Source organism: Arthrobacter sp. FW306-1B-G06A, from assembly GCF_058781765.1.
Genome location: NZ_JBYSXB010000001.1, coordinates 1 through 11487 on the forward strand (window position 1 = coordinate 1; position 11487 = coordinate 11487).

Annotated in this window: 10 protein-coding genes and 1 pseudogene; 2 read left to right on the plus strand and 9 right to left on the minus strand. The window is 63.5% G+C overall.

Annotated elements, in window-relative coordinates; all coding sequences use genetic code 11:
- Positions 1–71: 71 nt before the first annotated feature.
- From sucD to AC3WJM_RS00025, 5 genes and pseudogenes are all read right to left on the minus strand, one after another.
- Entirely contained in the window at positions 72–974 is a 903-nt protein-coding gene (sucD, locus tag AC3WJM_RS00005; RefSeq protein WP_284989645.1) for a succinate--CoA ligase subunit alpha, read from the minus strand.
- Positions 975–987: 13 nt separating this feature from the next.
- Positions 988–2157, minus strand: coding sequence for an ADP-forming succinate--CoA ligase subunit beta (gene sucC, locus AC3WJM_RS00010; RefSeq protein WP_284989644.1), 1170 nt, complete (start codon positions 2155–2157; stop codon positions 988–990).
- Between the two features lie 250 nt (positions 2158–2407).
- Positions 2408–4939, minus strand: a complete 2532-nt coding sequence (gene pcrA, locus AC3WJM_RS00015) for a DNA helicase PcrA (protein ID WP_284989643.1) — start codon at positions 4937–4939, stop codon at positions 2408–2410.
- Positions 4940–5095: 156 nt separating this feature from the next.
- Positions 5096–5263, minus strand: a pseudogene (locus AC3WJM_RS00020) (UDP-N-acetylglucosamine 2-epimerase); the annotation flags it as partial.
- 66 nt (positions 5264–5329) lie between these two features.
- Positions 5330–6172 carry an inositol monophosphatase family protein gene (locus AC3WJM_RS00025; RefSeq protein ID WP_492270940.1) on the minus strand — a complete coding sequence of 281 codons (843 nt, stop codon included), beginning with the start codon at positions 6170–6172 and terminating at the stop codon, positions 5330–5332.
- Positions 6173–6205: 33 nt separating this feature from the next.
- On the opposite strand from AC3WJM_RS00025, the gene AC3WJM_RS00030 reads away from it, so the two are divergent.
- On the plus strand, positions 6206–6832 hold the full coding sequence (locus AC3WJM_RS00030) for a hypothetical protein (protein ID WP_284989641.1): 627 nt from the start codon (positions 6206–6208) through the stop codon (positions 6830–6832).
- A 63-nt stretch (positions 6833–6895) separates the two neighbouring features.
- Here the strand turns inward: AC3WJM_RS00030 and AC3WJM_RS00035 are convergent, their stop codons facing one another.
- A complete protein-coding gene (locus tag AC3WJM_RS00035) occupies positions 6896–7921 on the minus strand; it encodes a hypothetical protein (protein WP_492270941.1) in 1026 nt (341 codons plus the stop codon).
- A gap of 171 nt (positions 7922–8092) precedes the next feature.
- Here AC3WJM_RS00035 and AC3WJM_RS00040 point away from each other — a divergent pair, with 171 nt between their 5' ends.
- Positions 8093–8431, plus strand: a complete 339-nt coding sequence (locus AC3WJM_RS00040) for a hypothetical protein (protein ID WP_306962957.1) — start codon at positions 8093–8095, stop codon at positions 8429–8431.
- 76 nt (positions 8432–8507) lie between these two features.
- On the opposite strand, the gene AC3WJM_RS00045 is transcribed toward AC3WJM_RS00040, so the two are convergent.
- From AC3WJM_RS00045 to AC3WJM_RS00055, 3 genes are all read right to left on the minus strand, one after another.
- Positions 8508–10028 (minus strand): putative bifunctional diguanylate cyclase/phosphodiesterase, encoded by a 1521-nt coding sequence (locus tag AC3WJM_RS00045; protein ID WP_284989638.1) that lies wholly within the window; start codon positions 10026–10028, stop codon positions 8508–8510.
- Complete coding sequence (locus AC3WJM_RS00050; protein ID WP_059388180.1) at positions 10018–10464, minus strand: DUF7793 family protein; 447 nt, start codon at positions 10462–10464, stop codon at positions 10018–10020. The genes AC3WJM_RS00045 and AC3WJM_RS00050 overlap by 11 nt, the downstream gene beginning before the upstream one ends.
- Positions 10465–10741: 277 nt before the next feature.
- The coding region (locus tag AC3WJM_RS00055) for a DUF998 domain-containing protein (RefSeq protein ID WP_492270942.1) at positions 10742–11487 on the minus strand (746 nt) is incomplete at its 5' end.

Sequence of the window (11487 nt, forward strand, 5' to 3'; positions counted from 1 at the left end):
CGTCACCTTCACGTGGAAGGTGACGGGCGCCGCCGTACTTCAATCGCGCGGAAACCCTGCGCGGGGCATTGCTAGAGGGCTGCGAAGACCTCGCGGAGGAGCTTGGCGGTCTCGGACGGCGTCTTGCCGACCTTCACGCCTGCAGCTTCGAGAGCTTCCTTCTTGGCCTGTGCCGTACCCGCGGAACCGGAGACGATGGCGCCTGCGTGGCCCATGGTCTTGCCCTCGGGGGCGGTGAAGCCTGCAACGTAGCCGACAACCGGCTTGGTGACGTTTGCCTTGATGAAGTCGGCTGCGCGCTCTTCGGCGTCGCCACCGATTTCGCCGATCATGACGATTGCCTTGGTCTCCGGGTCAGCCTCGAACGCGGCCAGGGCGTCGATGTGCGTGGTGCCGATGACGGGGTCGCCACCGATGCCGATCGCGGTGGAGAAACCGAGGTCGCGCAGTTCGTACATCATCTGGTAGGTCAAGGTACCGGACTTGGAGACCAAGCCGATGGGGCCCTTGCCCGTGATGTTTGCCGGGGTGATGCCAACCAGGGCTTCGCCCGGGGTGATGATGCCGGGGCAGTTCGGGCCGATGATGCGGGTGATCTGCTTGCCGTCAGCGTCCACCGTGGCCTGGGCGAGTGCCCAGAACTCGGCGGAGTCCTGAACCGGCACGCCTTCGGTGATGACAACAACCAGGCCGATTCCTGCTTCGATGGCTTCAACTACGGCGGCCTTGGTGAATGCCGGCGGAACGAAGACGATCGAGACGTCGGCGCCGGTCTCCGCGATGGCTTCCTTGACGGTGCCGAAGACGGTGATTTCCTTGTTGCCGTGCAGCACCGTGGTGCCGGCCTTGCGGGCGTTGACGCCGCCGACGATGTTGGTGCCGGCCTTGAGCATCAGGGCGGTGTGTTTGGTGCCTTCGCCGCCGGTGATGCCCTGGACGATGACCTTGGAGTCCTTGTTGAGGTAGATAGACATAGTCTTGCGTCCCTTACTTCGCTGCGTTGGCGAGCTCGGCGGCCTTGTCGGCGCCCTCGTCCATGGTGGCTGCCAGGGTAACCAGCGGGTGGTTGGCCTCGGCCAGGATGCGGCGGCCTTCTTCGACGTTGTTGCCATCGAGGCGGACAACCAGCGGCTTGTTGGCATTGGAGCCGAGCTCGGCCAGTGCACCGACGATGCCCTTTGCCACAGCGTCGCACGCGGTGATGCCACCGAAGACGTTCACGAATACGCTCTTGACCTGCTCGTCACCAAGGATGACGTCCAGGCCAGCGGCCATGACCTCAGCGGAAGCTCCACCGCCGATGTCCAGGAAGTTGGCCGGCTTGACGTTGCCGTGGTTCTCGCCTGCGTAAGCGACGACGTCGAGGGTGGACATCACAAGACCGGCGCCGTTGCCGATGATGCCGACCGAGCCGTCAAGCTTCACGTAGTTGAGGTCCTGAGCCTTGGCCTTGGCCTCGAGCGGGTCGGCTGCGTCCTTGTCCTCAAGTTCACCGTGGTGAACGTGGCGGAAGCCGGCGTTCTCGTCGAGCGAGACCTTGCCGTCAAGGGCAACGATGTCGCCAGCGCCGGTCTTGACCAAGGGGTTCACCTCAACAAGGGTTGCATCTTCCTTCTTGAAGACGTCCCAGAGCTTCAGGATGACGGAAGCAACCTTGCCACGCAGTTCTTCGGAGAAACCGGCAGCGGCGACGATTTCGTCGGCCTTGGCTTGGTCGATACCGACAGCGGGATCGATGGCGACCTTGGCGAGAGCCTCGGGGCGCTCAACAGCAAGCTGCTCGATTTCCATGCCGCCTTCAACCGAGCACATGGCCAGGTAGTTGCGGTTGGCCCGGTCCAGCAGGACGGAGAAGTAGTATTCCTCAGCAATGTCGGCGCCCTGGGCGATCATGACCTTGTTGACGGTGTGGCCCTTGATGTCCATGCCAAGGATGTTGGTGGCGTGTTCAAGCGCTTCGTCAGCGGACTTTGCGACCTTGACACCGCCGGCCTTGCCACGGCCACCGACCTTTACCTGCGCCTTGACGACGGTTACGCCGCCGATGCTCTCGGCAGCAGCCTTTGCTTCTTCAGGAGTGTGCGCCACGATGCCGGCGAGCACGGGTACACCGTGCGCTTCGAACATATCGCGCGCCTGATATTCAAACAGGTCCACGGTTTAGTGTCCTTCTACGTCGAAGTAGTTTCTGTACAGCCGGAAACCACGGTGACCGCGAAAACCGGCTGCGGATAGGTGCGCATCGAACGGCCGCCAAGCGGCCGGTCACATTGCGCAAGTTCCTCTCGAACTTTAGCCCCCCGGGGAGGCCAGCCGGTTCTACAGTACCTGTTAAGTGAGTAAGCACACACTTCTATCGACCGTAGAAAAACCGCTATATGACGCGGTTTTCCGGCTTCAAGAGCCGCTACGAATCCAGTTTGGTCAGCGGCGCGTAACGCAAGAGCAGCCGTTTCTCGCCGACGTCGAACTTCACCTTCGCCACGGTCTTGTCCCCGGCGCCTTCGACGCCGATCACGGTGCCGTTGCCGAAGCTCGTGTGGTTCACTTTGTCCCCCACGACGACGGCGACCACTTCCTTTTGCGGCTGGACACGATTGCGTACGACGGCGGCCGGCACGTCCGCGTTGAAGCCCGCCGTATCGCTGGCTGCGGCCCCGCGCGAGGTTCCAGCACCCCAGAAGGAGCCCCCGTAACGCCCGGAACCGATGGGGGCGTTCCCCCAGCCGCTCACTTGGCGGGAGGTGCCCTCGCGCTTCCACTCCACGAGACCGGTAGGGATCTCCTCGAGGAACTGGCTGGCAGGGTTGTATTGGCTCTGGCCCCACATGCTGCGAACTTCCGAGCGGGTCACGTAAAGGCGCTTCCGTGCACGGGTGAGGCCCACATAGGCCAGGCGACGCTCTTCCGCCAGTTCCTTGGGATCGGTTGCGGACCGCTGATGCGGGAAAAGTCCGTGTTCCATACCGGTCAGGAAGACAACGGGGAATTCCAAGCCCTTAGCCGTGTGAAGCGTCATGAGCGTGACGACGCCCATCCGCTTGGCCTCTGCGACGGCGGCGGCTGCGTCCTCGGAGGATCCTTCGGGAGCGTCCGGGATCTGGTCGGCGTCGGCTACGAGGGAGACTTGCTCCAGGAATTCACCCAGTGAGCCTTCGGGGTTGTCGCGCTCGTATTCCCGCACCACCGCCACGAGTTCGGCGAGGTTTTCCACGCGGGATTCGTCCTGCGGATCGGTGCTGGCGCGGAGCCCGGCAAGGTACCCGGTCTGTTCCAGTACTGCTTCCAAAGCTGCCGCAGCCCCGGAACCCGAAGCCACTTCGGCCAGGTCATCCAGGAGTTTCACAAAGCCTAGGACCGCGTTCACGGAGCGGGTGGCCATGCCGGGAGCCTGGTCCGCCTTGCGCGCCGCAGTCATGAACGACGTGCGTTCGCGCTCGGCGAGCGCCGCGACGGCGCCTTCGGCACGATCACCGATTCCCCGCTTGGGTTCGTTGAGGACGCGACGCAAATTGACGTCGTCGTCCGGGTTCACCAGGACGCGAAGGTACGCGAGGGCGTCCTTGATTTCCTTGCGCTCGTAGAAGCGGGTGCCGCCCACCACCTTGTACGGCAGTCCGACGCGGACCAGGACGTCTTCAATGGAGCGGGACTGGGCGTTGGTGCGGTAGAAAATGGCGACGTCGCCGGGACGCAGGCCTTCCTCGTCCTGGAGCCGGTCAATCTCCTTGGCGATGAACTGGGCTTCGTCGTGCTCGTTCTCGCCTACGTAGCCGATGATCTTCTCGCCGTCGCCCTCGGCCGTCCAGAGTTTCTTGTCTGGGCGGTTGGGGTTGCGCGAAATAACGGAGTTCGCCGCGCTCAGGATGTTCTGGGTGGAGCGGTAGTTCTGCTCCAACTTGATGGTGCGGGCTTCCGGGTAGTCCTTCTCGAATTCGACGATGTTGCGGATGTCCGCACCGCGGAACGCGTAGATGGATTGGTCGGAGTCGCCGACGACGGTCAGCTCGCTCGCCTGGGGACCCTCGCCGACGATTTCGCGGACCAATGCGTACTGTGCGTGGTTGGTGTCCTGGTATTCGTCCACGAGGACGTGGCGGAATCGACGGCGGTAGGACTCCGCGAGCGCGGGGAAGGCCCGGAACATGTAGACGGTCTGCGCAATGAGGTCGTCGAAGTCCATGGCGTTGGCCTGGCGCAAGCGCTGGGTGTAGCCCTTGAAGACCTCGGCAACGGCTTGTTCGAAGGGTTCGTTGTAGTTGGCGCTTGAGGCGAACGCGTCGTCATCGATGAGCTCGTTCTTGAGGGCCGAGATCTTGTGCTGGATCGCTTTGGGCGCGAACTTTTTGGGATCGAGGTCCAGGTTCTTCGCTACGAGCGTGATGAGCCGCAGGGAGTCTGCGGAATCGTAGATGGAGAAGTTGGAGTTCAGCCCCACGTTGGTAGCTTCACGGCGCAGGATACGCACGCAGGAGGAGTGGAACGTCGAGATCCACATGGACTTGGCACGGGCACCCACCAGGGCTTCGATGCGTTCCCGCATTTCCGCGGCCGCCTTGTTGGTGAAGGTGATAGCCAGGATCTCGCCGTGATGGGCCCGCCTGGTGGCGATCAGGTACGCAATGCGGTTCGACAGCACGCGGGTTTTGCCCGAACCGGCCCCGGCCACGATCAGCAAAGGGCTGCCGGCATGTTTGACGGCTTCCTCCTGCTGGGGGTTCAACCCTTCGAGCAACGCCTCCGCAGACGGCAGGCCCGAGTGGCCGCCGTCTTGCCCACCGCCGGGCTTGCCGGCCCAGGACGCACCCCCACCGGGCGCACTACCACCGGGCGCAGCGCCGCTTCCGGCGCGTGAAAGCATGGCCGGAGCGGCCTTGGTGGCAGCTCGGCTTGCCGCTTTGAAGGGGCCATCAGCGTACGGGTCAAACAACATATCCATGGTGTTTACCAGTCTAGGCGGTGGCCCTGACACTGATGGACCCGCATGCCCTTCCCCGGGCTGCGTCAAAAAAGTGTTCGGTCGGAAAATACCGCGGCTCCGAAGTGCCCTCCCAATGATGCTTCTTAGGAGCTACAAGTTCGCTGGCTCGCCGGTTTCCTCTGGAAAGGGTGAATTCAGGTTGCCGCTACGCAGTCCGGCCTTGAGGTGGACCACCGGAATTCCCTGGTAGAACGCCGCCAGCCCCGCGGCATGCTGCCCGGTCACTGCTACTGGCGCCTTGTAACGGCCGGTTGCACGCAAGGCCTGGACCAGCGGCGCCATCTTGATGGCCTCCGGACGGGTCCCGTAAACGAGCAGGACAGTGCGGTTGCCAAGGGAGGCGCATCCTCAAGCGAATTGCGGCACCGAGGTGAGCGCCGCACGCAACTCCCGGACCGCCGTCGGGCCCCCCGCGAGGAACCAGTCCAGGCCGTTGACGCGCACGACGTCGGTGTCCCCGCCGGCCGCGCGGACGATCGCCTTGCCGGGGAGCCAGTCCCACTCGGGGCAGCTGTGTTGGAACCAGCAGCCCAGTTCGCCGTCGGCCACCCGGCCGAGATCGCAAGAGCCGGAACCGAACATGCGCAATGAAGCTGCCGACACCGCCGCAGCATGCCAGGGCGTGGCGGCTCGGGGATCGGCGAGCCACGTGGGGTGGATGTAGGTGGCGGCACCGAGTTCACTTAGGGCAGCACCCGACGGTCCCGGAATCCGTTCGTCGTTGAGGGTCGCGGGATGCCCTTCGCCGCCGGTCCAAAGCTTGTCGAGCTCCGGTTGATAGATGGCCCCGAGAATGACGTCGGCATCCGAGGCGGTCCCGGGTGATGCCGTGCCCTCGCGTTTCAAGGCGATCGCGGAGCACCAATAGGTGGAGCCGTGCAGGAAATTGTAGGTACCGTCCACGGGATCGATCACCCAGGTGCGGCCGCTTCTTCCAGCCACCGAGCTTCCTTCTTCACCCAGGATGCCGTCGTCGGGGCGGCAACGGCGCAGTTGCTCAAGGACGTAGGCCTCGGCCGCATGGTCCGCGGCGGTCACCACGTCCGAAACCGAGGTCTTCCGTTCGCCTTGCAGGCCGCCCATCCGCATCAGCAGGGCAAGCTGCCCGGCTTCCCGGACCAGGGCGGCAGCGAGTTCGTAGTCGTCGAGCGATGGATCAAGTTCTGTGGCGGAGTGCCTGCCAGTGGTCATGGGTCCAGCTTATGTGGCGGGATAATGAATGACATGGCCAAGACCCCAGCCCAACGCATCAAGAAGCACGGCGCCAATGCCGCTCTCCCCCAGCACCACTTGCCGTCGGTGATCAATCCCACCACCCAGCGGTCGCCCGAGAAGGCCCAGAACAACGGCCGCCTCATAGTGATTGCCGGGGTCGTGGCCAGCCTTTTCCTGTTTTGGTATGTGCACCTGCTGACCCTGAACCAGATGACCCAGTTGTCCGGCGGCATGGCCATGCCCGATTCCCTCATCGGCGGGTTCTCCACCGATTACGTCCACCAATTGCATGGCGCCATGACGGACGACGCCCGCGGACAGCTCAGCTACATCCACAAGACCGCCGGAACCCTGTTTCCGCTGATCTTCGGTTTCACGTGGCTTCTGCTCATCGGCACCAATGTGGCCGGAAAGGCACTGCGCTGGACGCTGTGGGCTGCTCCCCTGCTGTTCGCCGTGGTCCGTTTGTGGAGCAACGTGGCGGTCGACGCCGCGCTGGGATCGGCAACGCCCGACGCCGGCCAGGTGGCTTTGGCTTCCACGCTCACCGTTGTGGGCTGGGTACTGTTCCTGCTGAGCCTTGCGGCCGGCGGCGCGGCTGTGTTTGTGGGGCGGCGGCGTTCGAAGAGCGCCTAGCAGAAGCGCCGAACGCAGCCAACGCCCGCACGCGCTAACCCGGCCCAGAATCGGGCCTCCGAATCAGGCCCCCGGCTCAAGCATCTCCCGGGCTTGGAGGGCACGCTGGTGGGCGCCGGCTTTCTCGAAGCGATCGGCCGCTTCGACCAGGCTTTCTTTCGCCGCCTGCTTGTTCCCGGTACCGGCTTGGGCCCGCGCCATCAAGAGGAATACCTCGCCTGCCATCTGCGCGGGCAGTTGGTCAGCGCTGCGACTGATTTCGTTCAGCAGCTCAAGCGCCGCCCCGGCGTCTCCTGCCAGGTAGTTCCAATGCGCGCGGTTGAGGCGAAGCAGGAGAATTTCCTCTTCGCTGCCGCCGACGACATCCGTGGCAAGCTCCGCCCGTTCAATGCACCGAAGGGTGGCCGCATCGGCCACTTCAGCGGCCAGCCTCATCGCGGCCGAGGCTTTGTTGAACTTGGCCCAGACATCAAGGTTCCGCGAAGGGGAAAAGGTTTCCGCGGCAAGCTCATGGTAGTGGAGGCCTTCAGCTACCTTGTCGCAGAGGAACGCCACATTCCCGATGACCCAGTACGCCTTGCCGGCCAACTGGTCATCCATTTCATCAGAAATTCTCGCCGAGAGGGACAGGCACTCCTCCCACGCCTCCTCCAGTTTGCCGGACTCGCCAAACGCGGCGATCAGTGCCTGCCGCGCATGGACGTCGATTTCCATGTCTGCGTCATCATCGACCAGTCCAACTGCCGACGCCGCAGCCGAGGTGGCCATCTCCAACAGCCCTTCGCCCCGAAGGGAGTTCGCCATCAAGATGAGTGCCCGGGCCCGGTGCTGGGGTGAGGCCTCAGCCAACGATGCCTCGGAAAGGGATCTCGCCAGCGCAGTGCTGACAGCGAAATCACCTGCGTCGAGAAGATTCTCTGCTTGAAGGAAAGTCATGTTCCACCATCCGGCGGAATCGCCCTCATCGAGGGCAATATCGGCGGCCGAGCGCGCACCATCGGCAGCCTTGGCGAAGTCATGGCTGGCCCGGTGACCCCTCGCTTGCAGTTCCGCAGCGGCGTACGACGGCGCAACCTTCTTTTCTCCCATGGCTCCATTATGTCCCTGAGACACTCCGCCCATGATTCGGGCGAGCTTTTAGCATGTTTCTCCACCGTCCGGACGGACACTGATGACACGGCGTGTCGTTACTCTTATAATGAGCGTGCTTCACTTCGTTCACTCCAGTCGCATCAGTCACATATCATCAGGAGCTTTCGCATGAAAAGAACTCTCGCCGCGCTCCTCGCGGCAGCAGCAATCTTGCTCGCAGGAATTACCGGCTCGGCAGCTGTGTCCGCCAGCAGCCAGAGCCCCTCACAGGATTCGTCCATAGCCACGGGCTGGTGGCCGAACTTCGCACAGAACTCGGCGGAGGCTACCGGCTGGTGGCCCAACTTCGCACAGGATTCGGCCCAGGCCACCGGCTGGTGGCCCAACGCCACCACCCAGAACTCGGCAGAGGCCACTGGCTGGTGGCCGAACTCCACCACTCAGGGTTCGCCTCAGGCGACTGGCTGGTGGCCGAACTCCGCCACCAACTCCACTCCCTCCAACTAGCAATACCTGAAAGGCACCGGACCTAAGGTCCGGTGCCTTTCCGCTGCCCGTCTTCCGTTGCCGGGAGGAGGCATGCTCAGGTGCCTCGCAACAGTTCCGCGAATTTATCCGCCGCCATGGGCCGGCCAAAGTAATACCCTTGGCCACTGGCGCAGCCCAGGCGGGCAAGCTCAGCCGCCTGCTCCGCCGTTTCGATACCCTCGGCAACAGCCTGCATCCCGCAGGCGTGAATCAGCTGGAGAACAGCCGCCACAAAGGCCCGCTCCTTGTCGTCCGTGCCCAGCCCTTGGATGAGGGAGCGGTCAATCTTGACCACGTTGACGGGAAGGCTGCGCAGGTAGCTGATGGACGAATAGCCAGTCCCGAAGTCGTCGATTTCCAGCCGGATACCGAGTCGCCGGAGGCCGGTCAGAGAGTATTTGTCGATGTCGCTTCCGTTCACGGCCATTGACTCCGTGAGCTCGATGACCAGCTTGGATGCCTCCACTCCGGTTTCGGCGAGCACTTCCCGCACATGCTCGATCAATTCCAGGCTTTGCAATTCGGTGGTGGAAATATTGACCCGCATGCTGAAGTCTTCGTCCATGCCCGGACCGTCCTGCCACTCGCGCAATTGCTGCATCGCCCGCCGGAGAACCCAATAGCCAAGATCGATGATGATGCCGGTTTCCTCGGCCAACGGGATGAATGCATCCGGCATCAACAATCCCCTATCGGGGTGGTTCCACCGCACCAGCGCTTCAGCGCCTTCAATCCGCCCCGAGGCCAACTCGACAACAGGCTGGAAATGGAGGACCAGCTGATCTGTCCGGATGGCTTCACGCAGTTCCGAGATCATGAGTCCTTGGAGCCGGCGCGCGTACAACAAAGCCGGTTCGAAAACCCTGACGCTGCTCCCCTGCTCGGCCTTTGCTGCATACATGGCCGTGTCGGCTTCCATGACGAGGTCGTCCACGGACTGCCCTGGTTCGGCGACCCGGAGCCCGATGCTGGTTCCACAGATGATCCGGACTTCGCCGATGTCGATGCTCTCACCGACGGCCCGAAGGATCCGCTTGGCAACGCCACGCGCATGCGCCGCATTGGATTTGGGCAGCATCACGGCAAATTCGTCCCCGCCGAGCCTCGCCACCATGTCAGTGTCGCGGACCGCTGCGAGCAAGCGCCTGGCGGTAACCTTCAAGACGGTATCCCCGGCGCCGTGCCCCAGAGTGTCGTTGATCCCCTTGAATGAGTTCAAGTCCAAAACGAGCAACGCGGGCGGGAGCTCACCCCGCTCGGATTCGACGAGTTCATGGTTCAGCGCCCTTTCGAGTGCCGTGCGATTCGCCAACTGGGTCAGCGGATCAGTGAGCGCCATCCTTTCGAGTTCGATCTGGGCCTCGCGCAGCATGGCAGTCCGGCTTTCGACCCGCTCCTCGAGCTCCTGGTAAATGGCTTGAAGATCGTCGGCCATGAGGTTGATCCCAGTGATGACTGCAGCCACTTCGTCCCGCGGGCCGGAGACCGGGATCCTCGTGCTGAGGTCTCCGTCCGCGATCCGGACCACCCCTTCAACGAGGGCAAGCAGCCGCGGGTCCTGGGGCTCATGATTCACGGTGGTGCTCTCTCAACCAGTCACGGGCTTCCGCCTCGGACGTGAAGAACCGTCCCGGAAGGGAGCCTGGCTTCGCGCGAAGGAGAAAGTGTGCAATCACCCGGTCCACCGGGCTCTCCCCCAAGAGGGCGCAGGCCGAAATAGCCACGGAATTCGTGTAGGTCAGGCGCGCGTCGTCGGTGACGGACAGTACTCCGGTCACCCTGAGCAGAAGCGGGAGCCGCCGTCCGTCCGCAAACATACGAACAGCCGCCGCGGCCGCCTGGGCTTCGGGTGAGCGGACTACGCTGTTCGGTGGCAGGGTGACCTCGATAATGCCGTCCTCCGCCAAGTCAACGGTGATCTGATCGGCAGGGACCATCACGTCTTCAGGCGAAGCATCCAGGGCATCATCGGGAATCCGCGAATCCCGGGCGGGGAGTGTCTGGGAGCTCATCGCCGCGCCACCTGCCGCCGTCGGGCGATCGGCCCGCGAAGGTCCCGAAGGCCATTACCCGAGGGGTGGGATGCTGCCTTTATGGGGGATGTATCGCCTGCGTGTCCCGGACGACGCAGAACAAGCTGATGAGTCATGGGTCCTATGTTCTGCCGTGTCGGTCAATCTAATCTGCGCCAAGACTGCATGGAACCCTCAGCCCGGCGCCATTCCGGTGAGTGCACTCATGATAATGCAAAGATTGCCCACCCGCTGACATGAGGCTACCCGCGAAAACTCATCGTTTCGCAAGCCGCGCCGCCGTTCGCCGTACTTCCCGGACCCGTTGCGCCACCACAAGTCCCGCGGCGGAAAATCCGATCGTGACCGGATAGGCCATCAGTCGTTCCAGGGTTCCCGGTTCGGGGACATCCATCCGTGTCAGGCCGCCGACCACCAAGGCGCCCAGCGTCAACGTCCCGCACGCCAGGATGAACCAGCTCATCGCTGTATGCGGCAGCCAGAGCAGCCCGAGGAGCAACAGTGCGAATGCTCCACCGATAAAGAACATCAGGGCGCCCGCAAGATGGAAGGGTGAACCCAGGTCTTCCGGCACAAACCCAACAACCACAGTTCCCAGCCCGGAGACACCCGCCAGGAACCGGACCGCGACGGCGGTGGGCCGCGCTTTGCGGTAGGCGGCACCCTGCAGGATCCGCACGCCGGGACGGGCCGCAATGCACAGGAGCGCCGAACTCAGCAGGATCGCCCCGAAAAGCATGCCCAGGCCCTGCACTACGAAGGAGGCATTCATGAGCAGATGCAGGGGCGAACAGATGTCGCGGTGCTCGTAGACCCCGCACTTGAGCGCGCCAAGATCACTGATGAACCCGGTCCGGCGGTCGTAGGGTCCGGGGCCCCGCCAGGCTTCGATCACCGCCGATTCGGCCACGAAATACTGCACCACGCTCAACTGGGCCCAACCGCCGATGTTCGAGCGGATGGTGCCGAGCTCCGGGAGGTGGGGGCCCGGGGGGGCCCCCC